Here is an 18122-nt window from a genome sequence, read left to right as displayed (position 1 = left end):
TCTTATTTTTGAAGCTCAGCATGATTAAATACCTACGGTTACTGTTATTTCCTTTTTCCATCCTTTATGGGATTGTGGTTTTTGTGAGAAATAAGCTATATGATGCCCGGATTTTTTCGTCCGAAGGTTTTGATATTCCAGTCATTTGTGTGGGGAATCTCGTTGTTGGAGGTTCCGGTAAAAGTCCTGTGACAGAATATCTTGTTCGTCTTTTTCCAGGTCATCGCATTGCGATTCTGAGCAGGGGTTATGGCCGTAAAACGAAAGGATTTATCCTGGCGGATGAAAAGGCAACGGCCGAAAGGATTGGCGATGAGCCCATGCAGTTTTACCGGAAGTTTCCCGAAGTCACCGTGGCGGTGTGCGAAGACCGGGTAAAGGGAGTCCGGCTTTTAGAGGCTCAGCACGATTTGATTATTCTGGATGATGCCTATCAGCACCGGGCCATCCGTCCCGGGTTTAGCATCCTGTTATTTGAGTTTGAAAAGTTACTTCATCCGCAATTTCTGCTCCCCGCAGGGAACCTTAGAGAAATCTTTTCCGGATATAAAAGGGCAGATTCTATCCTGATCACCAAGACACCGGAAACGATCAGCCCGGCGCAGGAAGCAAAATGTCTGTCCAGGTTTAACAGAGAATGGAAAGCCCAGACTGTATTTTCTGCACTCGTTTATCAGGACCTTTTACCTTTGATTGCCGGGGAAAAGCGCAGCTGTTCTTCTGTGTCAGCGCAAACCACCGTCTTTCTGTTAACCGGTATTGCCAATCCAAAGCCACTTTTGATGCATTTAAAGCAGTATACTGCCGAGATTCGTCACCATGATTTTCCGGATCATTATGACTTCAAACGAAAGGATATCATGGACCTGATCCATGCCTTTGAGCAAGATCCTTCCACAGAAAAAATCATCATCACAACAGAAAAGGATGCGCAACGTTTATTAGGTGATACTTTAAAAGAATTACTGTTAAATTTACCGCTCTTTTATTTACCTATTCAGATAGGGATAAGAGCAAAAGATAAAACTACATTTGATCAAAAGATTTTAGATTATGTTTCAAATCATACACGAAACCGTTGAATATTTAAAGCGTAAAACAGAAGATTTCCAACCGGAGATCGGCATTGTCTTAGGAACAGGTCTTGGCGGACTGGTTAGCGAAATAGAGGTTAAACATCAGCTGATGTATTCCAATATTCCTAATTTTCCGATTTCTACACTGGAATTTCATTCCGGTAAACTGATCTTTGGAATCCTGAATGGAAAACGTGTAGTGGCCATGCAGGGCCGCTTACATTATTACGAAGGATATAGCATGCAGCAGATCACCTTTCCGATCCGTGTGATGAAAGCTTTGGGAATCGCCCATCTCTTTGTGTCCAATGCTGCGGGTTCCCTGAATAAAGATTTTAAAAAAGGCGACCTGATGGTGATCAATGACCACATCAATCTGCAGCCGGAAAGTCCATTACGTGGCAGAAATGATGCCGATATGGGACCACGTTTTCCGGATATGAGTCAGCCTTATCAGCGCTCTTTGGTGAAACAGGCATTGGAAATTGCTAAAGAAAATGAGATTACCTGTCACCAGGGCGTATACATTGCGGTGACCGGGCCAAACCTGGAAACTAAAGCAGAATACAATTACCTGAGAATCATAGGTGGCGATGCGGTAGGTATGAGCACTGTTCCGGAAGTTATTGTAGCCAACCATATGGGAATTCCTGTGTTTGCCATTTCTGTGCTGACTGATGAAGGATTTACTGAAGTATTACAACCGGTAAGCCTGGAAGAGATTATTGAAACCGCAAGAATCGCGGAACCTAAAATGACTAAAATACTGAGCCAATTAATCTCAACTTTATAATGTATAAAAGCATTGCTTTATTTGTTTTTTGCTTTCTCCTTTTGGGGACAGGGGCTTTGTTTGCACAGGATCTAAAGACCAAGGTGAACGATAATAAACTATTGGACTCTTTGAGAAAGAAAGAAGAAAATGGATTAGACTCTGTTATTTTTACTTCCCGTTTTATTCGTTACACGACACTGAAGCTGACCAAAGACAGCATTCAGACTTTGGCACTGGATACCAGTTTAAACGGTTTTCAGAATTTCAGTATGATAGCACAGCCAAGAAGGCCTACTATTGGAACGGGTAACCTCGGACTGGCAGCAAGGCCTATGCTTTTCGAACCTTCGAAAACCATTGGGTTTGATGCCGGCTTCCACTCCCTGGATTTTTATGCCATCGGACACGACGATATTAAATATTACAAGGCAAGGACCCCCTTTACTAATCTGTATTTCGTTTCGGCGGGAGAAACTGAAGCAGTGTTTAAGGTGACGCACTCCCAAAACATTAAACCGAACTGGAACATTGGTGCAAATTTCAATCGAATCGGTGCGAACGGATACTATACCCGCCAGCGTGGAGATCACTTAAATGCGGATCTTTTTAACTGGTATCAAAGTCCAAATAAGCGGTATAATCTATGGGTGAGTGCCATTTTTAATACCCTCAAAGCGCGTGAAAATGGTTCTGTATTCAATGATGAGATTTATACCAATAAATCGCAGACTTTAGGCCTGGACCACATGTCTGAGAGTGTCCGTTTGTCGGATGCAGGGCACATTTACAGGGAAAACAGTTTCTTAATCAAGCAAACTTATTTTGTGGGGCGTATTGATAGCCTTGCACAGGAAATCAGCCAGAAGATCCTGCCCACCAATAAAATTGCCTATACTTTTAAATACAGTCAAAACTCCTATACTTTCCATAAAGGGAATGCAGATAATGGTACGGCAATTCCTGCAGGTATTGCAAATGTCTCTTTTACCTACGACAGTACCCGTTATATGAACGTACAGAATGAATTTATGTATAGCTTTTTTCTGCGGGCAAAGGGAAATTCAATCATTAAGAATGAGCTGAAACTGGATGCCGGGATTAGACATGATTTTTATAAGTATAACCAGGGGGTATATTATTCTGACAGGAAAAGTCCTTATTACGACTTCAGGTCCACTTTTCAGAATGTTACCTTATTGGGCTCGGCAGGTTACAGGTTTAGCAGCCGTATTGACCTGAACGTAGATGTACAGCAGATCTTTCAGGGAAGAAATAGCGGTGATTTTCTTTATGAGGGCCGCAGTAATGTGATGCTCAGTAAGTCAGTTGGCCGTATTGTGCTGGGTGGATATTTTCAGAATAAATCTCCTGAAGAAGTTTTTACCCGGTATTTTGGAAATCATTATGATTGGGAGGCCACTTTTAACAGAACAAAGACCATTAATCTGTCTTTTAAATATTACCATGATAAGCTGAAGTTTGAAGCTGCTGCTGAATATTACCTGATCAACGATTATCTGTATTTTACCATGCCTGCAATTCCGGTTAAGGATGGTGTTCCAACGATGTCGGAAGAAGATTTTTATAAAAAGAATGCAAATAATATTGTTCCTGCACAACTGGGAAGTTTAAACCTGTTAAAAATCACACTGGGTAAGAAACTCAACTTTGGTAAGTTTAATGTAGACAGTTACCTGGTTTATCAAAAAACAGACAATCCAAATATCCTGAGAACTCCTGAAGTGTATGCTTTTGCCAGCATTTATCTGGATCATACTTTCTTCAAGACCCTGAAAACAAATGTGGGGCTTGACGTCAGGTACAATACCCCTTATAAAAACTATTCTTATTCTGCTCCGGCAGGACAGTTTTATGTTGGGGAGGGAAGGACCTTTGATTCTTATCCAATTGTGGATGTTTGGGTGAAAGCAAGCCTGAGAAAAGCGAATCTGTTTGTGAAAACAGATTATGCCAACCAGGGATTGCTGTCCAAAGGTTATTATTCTGTGAACCGTTATCCAATGATGGACCGTGTGCTGTTTAAGTTCGGTGTGAGCTGGAGTTTCTACGATTAAGTTTTCTGCGGTTTCTTTTTGGCCGCAGGAAATAACACATTATTTAAGATGAGCCTGTAGCCGGGAGAGTTGGGATGCAGGTTCAGGTCCGTTGGCGGATCCCCTACAGCATGCTGATAATCTTCCGGATCATGACCACCATAAAAGGTAAACTGTCCCTTTCCGATTTCTCCGTTCAGGTACCGCACTTCTTCAGCCCCTTTATTTTCTCCCAATACGGTAATGTTTGGTTTTACCAGCGACTTCTTAAAAGCAGTAGTCTGTCCCATAAAACCTTTGATCACTTTCTCATGGTTTTGGGTAAGCATGGTAGGTACAAGGTCCCATTTTGCAGAGAAATCAAACAGCGTAAAGTAATCATTGGCCTGTGTTAATGACCTGGTCTGGGTCACATCGATATCAGAAAATTCATAGTTATTAGGATTTACATCAAGCCTGAAATCTTTGAATGCAAAGGTTTTATTGAAATTCAGTTTCGCCTGTGCCTGCGGATCAGCACTGTCTCCATCGAACATGCTTTCGCAGATGTCTACGCCATCGGCACTCAGGGCGATGTCAAAACTATCTGTTCCGGAGCACATGGCGAAGAGGAAGCCTCCACCGGCACAGAATTCTTTGATTCTTTTCGCTACCGCGAGTTTCATCTCAGAGACTTTATTAAATCCGTTTCTCTTTGCCGTTGCTTCCTGATTTTTTACATCTTCCCGATACCAGGTCGCATTTCTGAAAGCACTCCAGAAACGTCCGTATTGTCCGGTAAAATCCTCATGGTGCAGGTGCAGCCAGTCGTAACCGGAAAGTTTGTCTTTCAGGACCTCATCGTCATAAACCACATCGTAAGGAATCTCCGCATAGGTCAGCACCATGGTTACAGCATCATCCCATGGGAGTTTGCTTTTTGGAGAGTAGACGGCAATTTTGGGCGATTTTTCCAGTTTCACCACTTCCATATTCACTTCCGGATCACTGATCTCATTTAATATGGCTGTGACCTTTCCATCCGCCAGGACCTGATAAGAAACACCCCTGGTTTTACATTCTTCTTCAATACCCTTGTTGTACTGGATTAAAAAACTGCCGCCTCTATAGTTTAAAAGCCAGCTTACATCGGCCTTTTGCTTGATGCTCCAATAGGCGATGCCATATGCTTTTAAGTGGTTCTTCTGGCTTTCATCCATAAAAATCAGGATGGAAGAGGCCTTCAGGCCAAGGCTGAAAATCAACAGAAAAAACAGGAGGTAGGTTTTTTTAAGGGCCATACTTTAATCGGGTATATGCGAATGTAATTTTTTATAAACCTATAATAAAATTATTGTGCTTAATAAACGTTTATACACGATATTCAGTATCTATGTTTTTTTACTATTAATTTACTATTCAGTAATCATTTCAATTTACTAAATTTGGCATTTACAAAAAATTATCATGAGCAAAGCAATAATAAAAACAGATAAAGGCAATATGACCGTTCAGTTCTATGATCAGGATGCGCCAAATACCGTTGCTAACTTTAAGAAATTAGCTTCAGAAGGATTTTATGATGGCATTACTTTCCACAGGGTAATTCCTAACTTCGTTATTCAGGGTGGATGTCCGAACTCTAAAGATCCGTCTAAAGCACATTTGGCAGGTACCGGTGGTCCGGGATACAAAATTGATTGCGAATTGAGCGGTGAAAACCAATACCATGATCGTGGTGTATTGTCTATGGCACATGCTGGCAGAAATACTGGTGGTTCACAATTCTTTGTATGCCACAGCAGAGACAATACTGCTCATTTAGACAGGAATCATACTTGTTTCGGAAAAGTAATAGAAAATGTTGATATTGTTGACGATATCAAACAAGGAGATAAGATTATAGGGATAGAAGTAATTGAAGACTAGTTCTTACTTCTCAAAAAAAGACAATTTATATGAATTTAAGAGGAATCGTTGCAGTATCTGGAAGACCAGGTCTATTTAAGCTTGTAGGGCAAAACAAAGGCGGATACGTTTTAGAAAGTCTGGATGCTCAAAAGGTTAAAATTGTAGCTAATATTACTACAACTAAACTTGCGTCATTAGAAGATATTACCGTATATGGCGAGGACGACGATTTGAAGCTATTGGATGTTTTAGCTAATATCGTTGCGGCTAAAGGAAACGTTCCTGATGCAAAAGCTGATGTAAAAGAATTGAAAGCTTTTTTCCTTGAAGTTGCTCCGGGTCACGACCAGGAGAAAGTATACACTTCGGATATGAAGAAAATCGTTTCATGGTACCACTTGTTAAAGGATATGCCACTTTTCAGTGAAGAGGCTCCTAAAGAAGCGGTAGACCACGAAGGTGTGAAAACAGAAGATAAGGTAGAGAAGAAGCCTAAAGCTACTCCAAAGCCATCTAATGCAAAAGCGCCAAGCAAAACTGCTCAGCCGGCTAAGAAAGCCAATATGACCAGCAAAAAAGGAGTTTAGAACAAACTCCATCAAGGTATATAAAAGCCGGATCTCAGGAGATCCGGCTTTTTATTTAGAGAAAAAACCAGATCAGAATAAAGGCAATGACGGATACTACTATGGCAATAATATAGCTCAGGCGGTCCCGTTTCTTGTCGCTTTTGAATTTGTACTCTCTTTTAAAATCACTTGGCAATTGCATAATAACTCCTTTTTATTGATGATGATGTTTGTATTGGTTTTCCACAAACCCAATAAATTTTATTCGTGGTGGTAAGGCTCACCTTTTAAAATACTGAATGCCCGGTAAAGCTGCTCTACAAAGAATAAACGTACCATTTGGTGAGAAAAGGTCATGTCAGACAAAGACATGCTCCCATTAGCCCTTTGGTATACCGTTTCATCAAAGCCATAAGGACCACCAATGATAAAGACGAGGTGTTGTACACTACCGATCATTTGTTTATTCAGGTAATTGGAAAATAAGATGGAGGTATATTTCTTTCCTTTTTCATCCATAAGGATAACCGTATCCAGGTTGCTCAGTTGCTTTAAAATTAGCTCCGCTTCCTTTGTTTTCTGCTGGGCTTCCGTCAGGTTCTTGGTGTTCTTTACATCCGGAATGACCAGCAGGTTAAACCCGATATAATGCTTCAGCCGTTTTAAATATTTATCAATCCCCTCAATCAGGTATTTATCTTCGGTTTTTCCAACAACCAGTAATGTAATTTTCATTAAGTGTATATCGTTTATTATGGTTATGAAGCGATCATAGGTGTATCATTATTGTTTTTAAGCGATATGCTTACGATGGTTTCATTAAGTATGTATTCTAATTTCTATATTTAGCCATTTAGAGAACATCCAAAGATAATGGTAAAAACAAGAGATAGTATTTTAAACGACTACCAAAATAACATTAAAACGCAGGAAAGCCGCATTATAGATCTTAAAAAGAAGTTGAACAAGATCTCCTTTTCGCGTTTAGGGCTATTCATCGCTGAAATACTGATCGTTGCCCTCATCATCAATATTGGCTTTAATCCTATCCTTACAGGTTTACTGGTTGTTCCTCTGTTCCTGTTCATGCTGCTGGTAAAAAAACAAAGTGCGGTGCAGAATGAATTGACCTATACCGGACAGTTATTGTGGATTTATCAGAATGAAGCCGATCAGGTGCTTTTTGGTAAAAACGGCTATCACAATGGCGAGGCTTATCAGGATGAGCAGCATCCTTATACTTCAGACCTGGATATCTTTGGTGCGGGTTCTCTATATGCCTTTACCAACCGCTGTAATACACAAAAAGGAATGGATTTACTTGCTGATAATTTTAGTCGGCCGAACGATAAGAAGACCATTCTGGACAGACAGGAAGCAATCCAGGAACTGCATACCCATATTGACCAAACCTTTCATTTCCGTGCAGAGCTGCAAAACCATAAACCGGAACAATTGAGAGTTATTCAGAATAAACTGAAATATCAGTTGCCGGAACAGCTGTTGTTTACCAATAAACGTTTTTTGAAATTATATATAAAGGCAGTGCCATTTTTGATGCTGGCTTTGCTGGCAGCGGCCAGTATCTTTGGCGGTGTGGCATGGCAGCTCTTTGGCCTGGCGGCAGTATTCAATATGGGGTTTACCTTTTTTAACCTGAAGGACATCAATCAGGTTTATTACGGTTTTTCGGGCAGCTCCAATCTTTTAAATGCCTTCTCCGGCACCATCAATTGGACGGAAGAAGTGAAATGGAGCAGCCCTTATATTAAAAACCTCTTTCCTGCGCAACAGGAAGGGCTTCAGGTGAGCAATCAGATCAGACAGCTGACAAAGATCATTCAGGCCTTTGATGCCAGACTAAACATCATCCTGAGTGCTTTCCTAAACCTGTTTTTATTGTGGGACCTGAAATGTTCCGTAAATCTTGCCGGTTGGCACAGTAAATATGCAAATGAGGTGCTGGAAGGCTTAGACCGGATCTGCAAATTTGAAGAGCTGATTTCTTTCGCCACCCTGACCTATAACCAGCCGGATTGGAATCTGCCATCCATTGAAGATGCATTCCATCTCCGGACATCCGAACTCGGACATCCGCTGATTCCTCAGGGAACGCGTGTGCTGAACGATTTTACTTTAAACCCACATCCTACAGTAGATATTGTAACAGGCTCTAATATGGCAGGAAAAAGTACTTTTCTGCGAACTGTGGGGATCAATATGGTCCTGGCTTTTTCAGGTGCTCCTGTTTGTGCCAAAGAAATGTCTGTTTCGATCTTTAAAGTACTTTCCTATATGCGGATCAAGGATTCTTTGAACGACCAGACTTCGACCTTTAAAGCCGAATTAAACCGGTTGAAAATGATCCTGGATGCGATCAGGACCTCTTCTAATTCTCTTGTCCTTATTGACGAGATGTTAAGGGGAACCAACAGCCGGGATAAATACCTGGGCTCAAAAGTCTTTATCGAGAAACTGATCGAGCAGCAGACTCCTGCTTTATTTGCTACCCACGATTTGCAGTTATCTGAAATGATCGCCGATTATCCGGAGCAGGTCAGGAACTATCATTTTGACATTCAGATCAATGAAGGAGAAATGAACTTCGATTATAAATTGAAACATGGCCCTTGTACCACCTTTAACGCCGCTTTACTTTTAAAGGAGATTGGCTTAACGTTAAATTAACACCTTATTCCCATCTTGGCTGTTATATTCAACAGATATGATTAAAGCATCAGATTTTGGGCCTGATTTTTCCTGGGGAGTGGCTACTGCTGCAGCCCAGATTGAAGGGGCAGCAGATCTTTACGGAAAGGGGCCTTCTATTTGGGATACCTATGCCAACAGATCGGGCAAGATTAAAAAAGGACACCATCCGACCATCGCCTGTGATTTTTATCATAAGTATAAAGAAGATATTGCTTTAGTCAGACTGCTTGGTTTTTCTGTATTTCGTTTTTCCATTTCCTGGCCAAGGATCATGCCTTATGGAGAGGGAACGGTAAATGAAGAGGGCATTCGCTTTTACCATCAGGTGATTGATGAATGTCTGGAGAATGGATTGGTTCCCTACATTACCTTATACCATTGGGACCTGCCCGAAGCATTGGAGCAGGAGGGAGGCTGGACAGCTTTTGGCATTAACAGTGCCTTTAATGCTTTCGTTTTGATCTGTGCCAAAACCTATGGTGATAAAGTAAAAAACTGGATTGTCCTGAATGAACCTTTTGGCTTTACCTCTCTGGGGTATATGCTGGGCATCCATGCGCCGGGAAATACGGGTTTGACAAATTTCTTTTCGGCAGTGCATCACGCGGCGATTGCACAGGCAGATGGTGGCCGTATTTTGAGGTCTGAAGTCAGCCAGGCAAATATCGGTACCAGCTTTTCCTGCTCGGAAATCATTCCCTATACACAGAGTGAATCCGACTTGCTGGCGGCACAACGCGTAGATTGCCTGATGAACAGGTTGTTTATAGAACCCACCTTAGGAATGGGCTATCCGGGGACGGATTGGGAAGTGATGGAGAAGTTCTCTATTCAACATTCTACCTGGCGCCATACTGAACGCTTAACCTTTGATTTCGACTTTATAGGGATTCAGAACTATTTCCCGCTCACGATTAAATACAATGCCTTTATCCCCGTGATTCAGGCATGGGAAGTGAAAGCTAAAAGCCGGAAGGTTCCACATACCAGCATGGGTTGGGAAATCAACGGGAACAGTTTTTACAATGTGATCAAACAGTTTGCCGCTTACCCTAAGATCAAAAGTTTAATGATCACGGAGAACGGTGCGGCTTACCATGATAAACTGAGCGATGGAAAGGTTCATGATGCAGAAAGAATTGCTTACTTTGAAGAATACCTTGCGGCTGTGTTAAAGGCGAAAAATGAAGGTTTAAACATCACCGGATACATGGCCTGGACGCTGATGGATAACTTTGAATGGGCAGAAGGATTTAATGCCCGCTTTGGCCTTGTACATAATGATTTTAAAACCCAGAAACGGACGATCAAAGATTCAGGGTACTGGTGGCAGCAATTTTTGACTTGTTAAACGGAACTATTTTTGCTATATTATAGGTATGGATAAGATCGTAGTACTGGAAACTTTTTATAACCCCATTGAAGCAAATATTGTAAAAGCAAGATTGCTGGATAGTGACATACAGTGTTTTCTGTCTGATGAAAATTCAGTGACCATTAATCCACTATACACACAGGCTCTTGGAGGAGTTAAACTGCATGTGTTTGAGGGCGATGTGCCCCTGGCGCAAAGTATTCTCCGGGAAGGGGGACTTGAAAATTCTTTTGAGGAAGGAACAGAGGGATTGCTGGCTGAGGTGGAAAGGGAGTTCCCGGTAACTGAACAGGCAGCCTCAGATTTTATTTGTTCAAGCTGTGGCTCCAGTCACGTTGGCTATGTCCAGGCTACGAAAAACCGGTTCAACATCTTGACAACGGTCGTTTCATTGCTGTTAATGGTTTATCCTTTTAAAGCCAGACAGACACATCATTGTTTCGACTGCGGGCATGAGTTTGATGTATAATTCTTGCAGCACATAATGCATAAAAAAAGCTGCTCCGGAAAGGAACAGCTTTTGGTCATTATATTTTTAGCCTGAACTATGCGTTTTTCAATGCTGCTTCTCTGCGGATGATGTTTAGTGCACCACCTGCTTTGAACCATTCAATCTGCTGCGCATTGTAGCTATGGTTAACAGAAATCTCTTCTTTAGTGCCATCTTTGTGGTTTAACACCAATGTCAATGGAACATCAGGAGTGAAGGTAGTTAAACCAATGATGTCGATGTTATCGTCTTCCTGGATTTTCTCATAGTCATCTTTGTTGACAAATGTTAAACCAAGCATTCCTTGTTTTTTCAGGTTGGTTTCGTGGATACGGGCAAAAGATTTTACTAACACCGCGCGAACACCTAAGTGACGAGGTTCCATCGCAGCATGCTCACGACTTGATCCTTCACCATAGTTTTCATCACCAACTACAATAGAACCGATTCCTTCTGCTTTATAAGCACGTTGAGTTGCAGGAACAGGACCATATTCGCCTGTTAATTCATTCTTAACGTTATCAGTTTTATCATTGAAATAGTTTACTGCACCAATCAACATATTGTTAGAGATGTTGTCCAGGTGACCACGGAATTTCAACCATGGACCAGCCATAGAGATGTGATCCGTAGTACATTTTCCTTTTGCTTTGATCAGTAATTTTAAACCTTTAAGGTCTGTACCTTCCCAAGGTGTAAACGGATCCAGCAATTGCAGCCTGTGTGAGGTAGGAGATACCAATACCTGTACAGCACTACCATCGGCAGCCGGTTGCTGATATCCTGCATCATCTACATCAAAACCTTTTGGAGGCAATTCAAATCCTGATGGTGCATCCAGTTTTACCTGTTCGCCATTTGCATTTGTCAGTGTATCTGTAAGTGGGTTAAAGCTGAGGTCACCAGCGATTGCCAATGCAGTTACCAGTTCCGGAGAACCTACAAAAGCAAAGGTGTTCGGGTTTCCATCTGCACGTTTCGCGAAGTTTCTGTTGAAAGAGTGAACGATGGTGTTTTTCTCTTGTTTTTCAGAACCTACCCTGTCCCACATACCAATACATGGTCCGCAGGCATTGGTGAATACTTTAGCGCCAATTTTCTCGAATACATCTAAGAAGCCATCACGTTGAATCGTGAAACGGATCTGCTCAGATCCCGGGTTGATACAGTATTCAGATTTTGCTGTTAAGCCTTTTTCCGAAACCTGTTTGGCGATACTTACCGCACGGGAGATGTCTTCATAAGAAGAGTTGGTACATGAACCGATCAAACCAACATCAATTTTCATTGGCCATCCGTTTGCTGCGGCAACTTCTTTCATTTTAGAGATTGGCGTAGCCAAATCCGGTGTGAAAGGACCGTTCAAATAAGGCTCAAGCTCTGAAAGATTGATTTCAATGATCTGATCAAAATATTTTTCCGGTTCTGCATATACTTCTGCATCACCTGTTAAGTGTTCTTTAATTGCATTTGCTGCATCAGCCACATCAGCTCTGTTGGTTGCACGTAAATAACGCTCCATGCTCTCATCATAACCGAAGGTTGAAGTAGTTGCACCGATTTCAGCACCCATATTACAAATGGTTCCTTTACCAGTACAGCTCATATTGTTGGCACCCTCACCGAAGTATTCCACAATCGCACCAGTACCACCTTTTACAGTCAGGATACCGGCAACTTTAAGAATTACGTCTTTAGCAGAAGTCCATCCGTTTAATTTTCCGGTTAATTTGATCCCGATCAGTTTAGGGAATTTAAGCTCCCATGGCAAACCTGCCATTACATCACAGGCATCAGCACCACCAACTCCAATGGCAACCATACCTAAACCACCTGCGTTTACAGTGTGAGAATCGGTTCCGATCATCATACCACCAGGGAAAGCATAGTTTTCCAATACTACCTGGTGAATGATACCTGCACCTGGTTTCCAGAAACCAATGCCATATTTGTTTGAAACTGAAGCAAGGAAGTCGAAAACTTCTTTACTTTCGGTGTTTGCTGCCGGTAAATCAATCTCAGCACCATATTTTGCAGTGATCAGGTGATCACAATGAACCGTTGAAGGAACAGCTGCCTGAGGTCTTCCGGCCTGCATAAATTGCAGGAGCGCCATTTGTGCAGTTGCATCTTGCATGGCCACACGGTCAGGAGCAAAATCTACGTAATCAGTACCTCTTACATAAGAAGTATTTGTATTTCCATCCCAAAGGTGGGTGTAAAGAATTTTTTCTGAAAGTGTTAAAGGTCTGCCTACTAATTTACGGGCCGCCTCTACACGGGGGCCAAAGTTTGCATACACCTTTTTGATCATTTCTATATCAAAAGCCATTGATAATATGTGTTAAAAGGGTAAGTTATTCTTAATTATTTGTAGCGAATTTACGAAAAAAAACAGGCACAGGACATCATCTGCAGATCATTATATTATTTATAAATATTCTAAATAATATAAGCAAGAGATCTGGAAACTGAATGAAAAGAATAACACTGGTCGTTTGCGAACATTGCTGTTCGTTTATGAACAGTTGTAAAAGATTGTTCAATTGTAAAATGCTGACAGATAGTTTTTTGTGGTGTTTTTCTATTCTTGGCCTGAGCTTCGCTTAAATCCGGTCTGAACGTTAAAGGGTTTCGAATCGGAATCCTTGTTCACTGAAATATTGTAAAGCCCTTGGTAAAGTATATTTTAGCCTGTCGAAAGCTTTAATGCTGTCATGGAAAACGATGATTGAACCGTTTTCGACATGTTTAACCACCTGATCATAGCACTTTTGTGGGGCGAGTTTGAGGTCAAAATCGCCGCTAAGCACATCCCACATGACAATTTGTAGGTCAGGAAATTCAGTGCGCAGACTCGAAATCTGTGATTTTTTAATTCTGCCGTAAGGCGGACGAAATAAATTAGTGTTGGTCAGTTCCTGGCATTGCCGGAAATTTTGAAGGTAAACCTGGTCTTCCGTTTTCCAGCCTTTTAAGTGATTAAAAGTATGGTTTCCGATCCGGTGTCCTTCGGCTTTGAGCCTCCCGAAAATATCGGGATGCTTTTGTATATTATCGCCAATGCAAAAAAAGGTGGCTTTCGCATTAAAGCTTTTTAAAGTTTTTAGTACGAAGTCTGTAACATCCGGTATGGGTCCGTCGTCAAAGGTTAAATAAATGACTCTTTGAGCTCGGGTTTTGTTCCAGATGAGAGATGGATAATACCATTTCAGTAAAAGCGGAGATTTAACCAGGTACATGTCCAAAAGTAATAAAATACTTTGTTGTACCTGAAAATTTACAAAATCAGTTAGTTGTTTATATTATTATTGTGAAATTAAAATTATGAGAAAGTTTACCAGTTTTAATGCGTTACCCAAGCTCAGCTTAGTTTTGTCATTAGCATTGATTACAGGGTTTGTGCAGAACTCCGCGGCACAGGAAGTAATCACCATTCAGGATGCGATAGATAAGACTCTAAATAATAACCTCACTATCAAACAATCACAGTTTAGTGAAAGTTTGGCAGACGAAAACCTAAAACAGTCAAAACTTGCATTGGTACCTACTTTGAGTGGATCCATCAGCAGTGGTATCAGTTTTGGACGTAGTCAGGATCAGAACACTTATAAGATCATTACCCAGAAATTGTTAACATCTTCCGGATCACTGTCATCGGGAGTTACCGTTTTCGAAGGATGGTCCAAGATCAACCAGATCAAACAGAATAAATTACTATTGGATGCAGGAAAGGCAAATACTGATAAAGTTAAAAATGACCTGATCTTACAGGTGGTGACTTCCTACCTGCAGATCCTGTATAATATAGACCTTTTGAAAGCAGCGAATGTTCAGCTGGGTGTTGCTAAGCAGCAATTGAACAGAGAGCAGCAATTGCTGGATGTAGGTAATAAAACATTGGCAGATCTGTCGCAGGCAAAATCACAGTTAGCTACTGCAGAATTAAATGTGACCAATGCCGACAATGCGCTTACAATTTCTTACCTGACACTTGCGCAGCTTATGGATGTGCCTTCTTCTACAAAATATGAAGTTAAGGCCCCTTTACTGGAAAGCTTTAGTGCACCAAAAACAAGATACAATCCTGATGAAGTTTATGCGGATGCGATCGGTCTTTTCCCAGACATTAAGCTGGCAGCTCTTCGTACGGAAGCTGCAAAAAAAGGCGTGGATGTGGCTAAAGGTGCTTTGTATCCAAGATTGGGCTTTAATGCGGGATTAGGATCTTCTTATTCTTATATTTTCGGATATAATGATGCGAATATTCCTCAGCGTACTTTCTCAGAGCAGCTCAACGACCGTTTTGGTCAGAACATTGGTTTGAGTCTGAGCATTCCGATCTTTAATGGACTTCAGGCCAGAAGTGGGGTTAGAAAAGCTAAAATCAGTCTGCTACAAACACAAACTGATGAACAACTGGCAAAGAATAACCTGAATAAAGTGATCTATCAGGCGGTAGCCGATCTTAAAGCTGCAGAAAGCCGTTACAGATCTACAACAAATACCTTTCAGGCGCAAAAAGATGCATTCAACGTGATTGAACAACGTTATGCAGTAGGATTGGTAAACTCCCTGGATTACAGTACTTCCCAATCCAACATGAATAAAGCTGAAGTCGATATGATTCAGGCCAAATACGATTTACTCTTCAGGGCAAAAGTCATTGACTATTACCTGGGCAAGCAAATCATCTTCTAAAGCATTATAAGGCTCGATTTGATATAAAATAAATAAACAACAACAAATGAAACTAAAACCCATATTAATAACATTAGGCGTAGTCATTGCTTTACTGGTTGTAGCAAAGCTTACGGGCCTTATTGGTGGTGAAAAAATTGAAAAAGTAACCATTGATAAAGCTGCAGACAGAAAAGTAATAGAAACGGTTACTGCCAGTGGAAAGGTACAACCGGAAACAGAAGTGAAATTAAGCTCTGAGGTTTCCGGAGAGGTGACTGAACTTTTAGTGAAAGAAGGCGATGTGGTTAAAAAAGGCCAGTTGCTGATCAAAGTTCGTCCTGATGTATTAAAGTCGGGTTATGACAGGGCGGTAGCCTCCTATAGCTCTCAGAAAGCAGGAGTAGCTTCTGCTTTGCAAATGATGAAACAAAGTGAAGGTAACTTCGTAAACGCAGAAGCAACTTACAAACGTAATGTGGAGTTGTTCGGTAAAAAGGTCATATCTGCCTCAGAGTTTGATGCGGCAAAGGCTGCTTTTTTAACGGCGAAAACCAATGTTGCTAAATCTAAAGAAGATTACATCTCTGCAAAATTCCAGCTGGAGCAATCTGGTGCGAATGTTCAGGAAGCAAATGCGAATCTGGCTAAAGCAACAATCTATGCGCCGGTAGACGGTGTGATCTCTAAATTGTCTGTTGAACTGGGTGACCGTATCCTGGGTACTGCACAAATGGCAGGAACCGAGATCATGAGAATTTCCAACCTGAAGACGATGGAAGTAAACGTAGACGTAAACGAGAATGACATCAACAGGGTAAATGTTGGTGATAGTGCAAAGATCGAGGTAGATGCTTTTGCGGATAAAAAATTCAAAGGAGTGGTTACTGAAATTGCAAGCTCTTCAAAAGACATTGGTTCAGTGACAACTTCAGTGGATCAGGTAACGAACTTCGTGGTTAAGGTAAGGATCATTGCAGATTCTTACGAAGGGGTTAAAGGTGGTGCAAAAGACCTTCCTTCTCCTTTCAGACCGGGCTTGTCGGCAACTGTAGACATTGAAAGCGAATCGGTACATGGCCTGGCTATTCCAATTCAGTCTGTGTTTACCAGTGAAAAAAATAAAGATGTTAAAACTGCAGGCAATGACGAGAATGCAGATAAACAGAAAACAAAACTTGCCGATAAAACGGTGAAGCAATATGTGTATGTTTTCAATGCAGGAACAGTTAAGCAGGTAGAAGTAACTACAGGAATTCAGAACGATCAGTTCATCATCATTAAAAGCGGCCTTAAAGCCGGACAGGAAGTGGTATCCGGCCCTTACTCTGCCATTCAGAACAAATTGAAAGACGGAATGAAAGTAGAGAAAACAACTAAGGATCAATTGTTTGCTAATCCTGGTAAAAAGTAAACTTTATCAATCATTTTTAAATGAGTAAATTGCCCCGGTTAAAACAATAACCGGGGTTTTTTATTTAATACTGTATGATACCTAAAGTTGCAATGATTGGTGGGGGTAGTTGGGCTACTGCTATTGTAAAAATGCTTTCAGACAATACGACTGCGAAAGAGATTTATTGGTGGATGCGCAATGCAGAAGCAATTACGCACCTGCAAAAATATAAGCACAATCCAAACTACCTGAGCTCTGTGGAGATCAGGATTCCTGAAACAAATATTTCCAGCGATATCGTCACCATTATTGAGCAGGCTGAATACGTGATTTTAAATGTCCCTGCGGCATTTTTAAAGGAAACCTTAAAAGATGTCACTCCGGAAATGTTAAAGGGCAAGAAAATGATCTCTGCGATTAAAGGGATTGTGCCTGATGAAAATCAGATCATAGGCGAGTTTCTGAATCAGAAATACGGCGTTCCTTTGGAAGATATCGTGGTGATCAGTGGTCCTTGTCATGCAGAAGAAGTGGCTTTTGAGAAACTGTCTTACCTGACCATCGCTTCTCTGGATTTGGACCTTGCAGGCATCTTTGCAGGTTTATTGAGTACCAGGTATATCAAAACAAATGTTTCAGATGATATTTTCGGAACGGAATACGCTGCGGTGTTGAAGAACATCTATGCCGTGGCCAGCGGAATTTGTCACGGGGTAGGTTATGGAGATAACTTTCAAGCTGTTTTAATCTCCAATGCAATTCGGGAAATCAAGCGTTTTGTGGATGCGGTACATCCGATTTCCAGAGACATTAAAGAATCTGCTTATCTTGGGGATTTGCTGGTTACTGCTTATTCTCAATTTAGCCGGAACCGGACTTTTGGGAATATGATCGGTAAAGGATATACGGTGAAATCAGCACAGCTGGAAATGAACATGGTGGCAGAGGGCTATTATGCGGTGAAATGCATGCACCATATCAATAAGAAATATAAAGTAGATATGCCGATCAGCAGAGCGGTATATGCCATTCTTTATGAACAACATTCTCCGCATATCGAAATGCGATTGCTGACAGAGCAACTCAACTAAATAGTCAAACAAAT

16 protein-coding genes are annotated in these 18122 nt (G+C 41.3%); 11 read left to right on the top strand and 5 right to left on the bottom strand.

The genetic code is table 11. The features are described from left to right. Positions 1-20 precede the first annotated feature (20 nt). Genes lpxK through DBR43_RS12305 form a run of 3 tightly spaced genes read left to right on the top strand, consistent with a single transcriptional unit; the run spans position 21 to position 3926 of the window. Positions 21-1082 carry a tetraacyldisaccharide 4'-kinase gene (gene lpxK / locus DBR43_RS12315; protein WP_124581262.1) on the top strand — a complete coding sequence of 354 codons (1062 nt, stop codon included), beginning with the start codon at positions 21-23 and terminating at the stop codon, positions 1080-1082. Beyond that, on the top strand, positions 1054-1869 hold the full coding sequence (locus DBR43_RS12310) for a purine-nucleoside phosphorylase (RefSeq protein WP_124581260.1): 816 nt from the start codon (positions 1054-1056) through the stop codon (positions 1867-1869). The genes lpxK and DBR43_RS12310 overlap by 29 nt, the downstream gene beginning before the upstream one ends. After that, positions 1869-3926 (top strand): putative porin, encoded by a 2058-nt coding sequence (locus DBR43_RS12305; protein WP_124581258.1) that lies wholly within the window; start codon positions 1869-1871, stop codon positions 3924-3926. The genes DBR43_RS12310 and DBR43_RS12305 overlap by 1 nt, the downstream gene beginning before the upstream one ends. Here DBR43_RS12305 and DBR43_RS12300 read toward each other — a convergent pair. Next, positions 3923-5185, bottom strand: a complete 1263-nt coding sequence (locus DBR43_RS12300) for an asparagine synthetase B (protein WP_124581256.1) — start codon at positions 5183-5185, stop codon at positions 3923-3925. The two genes, DBR43_RS12305 and DBR43_RS12300, sit on opposite strands and share 4 nt — an antisense overlap. 166 nt (positions 5186-5351) lie before the next feature. On the opposite strand from DBR43_RS12300, the gene DBR43_RS12295 reads away from it, so the two are divergent. After that, positions 5352-5813 carry a peptidylprolyl isomerase gene (locus DBR43_RS12295; protein ID WP_124581254.1) on the top strand — a complete coding sequence of 154 codons (462 nt, stop codon included), beginning with the start codon at positions 5352-5354 and terminating at the stop codon, positions 5811-5813. 29 nt (positions 5814-5842) lie between these two features. After that, positions 5843-6382, top strand: coding sequence for a DUF5606 domain-containing protein (locus DBR43_RS12290; protein ID WP_124581252.1), 540 nt, complete (start codon positions 5843-5845; stop codon positions 6380-6382). A gap of 55 nt (positions 6383-6437) precedes the next feature. Here DBR43_RS12290 and DBR43_RS33425 read toward each other — a convergent pair whose 3' ends face one another. Both DBR43_RS33425 and rlmH read right to left on the bottom strand, forming a co-directional pair. Beyond that, positions 6438-6566, bottom strand: coding sequence for a hypothetical protein (locus tag DBR43_RS33425; RefSeq protein ID WP_255420965.1), 129 nt, complete (start codon positions 6564-6566; stop codon positions 6438-6440). Positions 6567-6625: 59 nt separating this feature from the next. Next, a complete protein-coding gene (gene rlmH / locus DBR43_RS12285) occupies positions 6626-7099 on the bottom strand; it encodes a 23S rRNA (pseudouridine(1915)-N(3))-methyltransferase RlmH (RefSeq protein ID WP_124581250.1) in 474 nt (157 codons plus the stop codon). A gap of 138 nt (positions 7100-7237) precedes the next feature. Between rlmH and DBR43_RS12280 the strand changes: the two genes are divergently transcribed. Genes DBR43_RS12280 through DBR43_RS12270 form a run of 3 tightly spaced genes read left to right on the top strand, consistent with a single transcriptional unit; the run spans position 7238 to position 10920 of the window. Then, positions 7238-9052 (top strand): MutS-related protein, encoded by a 1815-nt coding sequence (locus DBR43_RS12280; protein WP_124581248.1) that lies wholly within the window; start codon positions 7238-7240, stop codon positions 9050-9052. A gap of 37 nt (positions 9053-9089) precedes the next feature. Then, positions 9090-10427, top strand: coding sequence for a GH1 family beta-glucosidase (locus DBR43_RS12275; RefSeq protein WP_124581246.1), 1338 nt, complete (start codon positions 9090-9092; stop codon positions 10425-10427). Positions 10428-10455: 28 nt separating this feature from the next. Further along, a complete protein-coding gene (locus DBR43_RS12270) occupies positions 10456-10920 on the top strand; it encodes a DUF2007 domain-containing protein (protein ID WP_124581244.1) in 465 nt (154 codons plus the stop codon). Between the two features lie 76 nt (positions 10921-10996). Here the strand turns inward: DBR43_RS12270 and DBR43_RS12265 are convergent, their stop codons facing one another. Next, on the bottom strand, positions 10997-13273 hold the full coding sequence (locus DBR43_RS12265; protein WP_124581242.1) for an aconitate hydratase: 2277 nt from the start codon (positions 13271-13273) through the stop codon (positions 10997-10999). 292 nt (positions 13274-13565) lie between these two features. Beyond that, positions 13566-14183: a polysaccharide deacetylase family protein gene (locus DBR43_RS12260; protein ID WP_124581240.1), complete on the bottom strand. Its 618-nt coding sequence runs from the start codon at positions 14181-14183 to the stop codon at positions 13566-13568. A gap of 85 nt (positions 14184-14268) precedes the next feature. Between DBR43_RS12260 and DBR43_RS12255 the strand changes: the two genes are divergently transcribed. The 3 genes from DBR43_RS12255 (at position 14269) to DBR43_RS12245 (ending at position 18108) form a co-directional block, all read left to right on the top strand. After that, positions 14269-15642, top strand: coding sequence for a TolC family protein (locus DBR43_RS12255; protein ID WP_124581238.1), 1374 nt, complete (start codon positions 14269-14271; stop codon positions 15640-15642). A gap of 46 nt (positions 15643-15688) precedes the next feature. Continuing rightward, a complete protein-coding gene (locus DBR43_RS12250; protein ID WP_124581236.1) occupies positions 15689-17035 on the top strand; it encodes an efflux RND transporter periplasmic adaptor subunit in 1347 nt (448 codons plus the stop codon). A gap of 74 nt (positions 17036-17109) precedes the next feature. Continuing rightward, a complete protein-coding gene (locus DBR43_RS12245; RefSeq protein WP_124581234.1) occupies positions 17110-18108 on the top strand; it encodes an NAD(P)H-dependent glycerol-3-phosphate dehydrogenase in 999 nt (332 codons plus the stop codon). Positions 18109-18122 lie beyond the last annotated feature (14 nt).

Source organism: Pedobacter sp. KBW06 (assembly GCF_003852525.1).
GTDB lineage: Bacteria > Bacteroidota > Bacteroidia > Sphingobacteriales > Sphingobacteriaceae > Pedobacter.
Note: the sequence above shows the minus strand (reverse complement) of the source record. Positions and strands in the feature narration are given on the sequence as shown.

Excerpts from the sequence above, each read along its gene's own strand:
- lpxK (WP_124581262.1), top strand. The coding sequence starts at position 21 with ATGATTAAATACCTACGGTTACTGTTATTTCCTTTTTCCATCCTTTAT.
- DBR43_RS12310 (WP_124581260.1), top strand. The coding sequence starts at position 1,054 with ATGTTTCAAATCATACACGAAACCGTTGAATATTTAAAGCGTAAAACA.
- DBR43_RS12305 (WP_124581258.1), top strand. The coding sequence starts at position 1,869 with ATGTATAAAAGCATTGCTTTATTTGTTTTTTGCTTTCTCCTTTTGGGG.
- DBR43_RS12300 (WP_124581256.1), bottom strand. The coding sequence starts at position 5,185 with ATGGCCCTTAAAAAAACCTACCTCCTGTTTTTTCTGTTGATTTTCAGC.
- DBR43_RS12295 (WP_124581254.1), top strand. The coding sequence starts at position 5,352 with ATGAGCAAAGCAATAATAAAAACAGATAAAGGCAATATGACCGTTCAG.
- DBR43_RS12290 (WP_124581252.1), top strand. The coding sequence starts at position 5,843 with ATGAATTTAAGAGGAATCGTTGCAGTATCTGGAAGACCAGGTCTATTT.
- DBR43_RS33425 (WP_255420965.1), bottom strand. The coding sequence starts at position 6,566 with ATGCAATTGCCAAGTGATTTTAAAAGAGAGTACAAATTCAAAAGCGAC.
- rlmH (WP_124581250.1), bottom strand. The coding sequence starts at position 7,099 with ATGAAAATTACATTACTGGTTGTTGGAAAAACCGAAGATAAATACCTG.
- DBR43_RS12280 (WP_124581248.1), top strand. The coding sequence starts at position 7,238 with ATGGTAAAAACAAGAGATAGTATTTTAAACGACTACCAAAATAACATT.
- DBR43_RS12275 (WP_124581246.1), top strand. The coding sequence starts at position 9,090 with ATGATTAAAGCATCAGATTTTGGGCCTGATTTTTCCTGGGGAGTGGCT.
- DBR43_RS12270 (WP_124581244.1), top strand. The coding sequence starts at position 10,456 with ATGGATAAGATCGTAGTACTGGAAACTTTTTATAACCCCATTGAAGCA.
- DBR43_RS12265 (WP_124581242.1), bottom strand. The coding sequence starts at position 13,273 with ATGGCTTTTGATATAGAAATGATCAAAAAGGTGTATGCAAACTTTGGC.
- DBR43_RS12260 (WP_124581240.1), bottom strand. The coding sequence starts at position 14,183 with ATGTACCTGGTTAAATCTCCGCTTTTACTGAAATGGTATTATCCATCT.
- DBR43_RS12255 (WP_124581238.1), top strand. The coding sequence starts at position 14,269 with ATGAGAAAGTTTACCAGTTTTAATGCGTTACCCAAGCTCAGCTTAGTT.
- DBR43_RS12250 (WP_124581236.1), top strand. The coding sequence starts at position 15,689 with ATGAAACTAAAACCCATATTAATAACATTAGGCGTAGTCATTGCTTTA.
- DBR43_RS12245 (WP_124581234.1), top strand. The coding sequence starts at position 17,110 with ATGATACCTAAAGTTGCAATGATTGGTGGGGGTAGTTGGGCTACTGCT.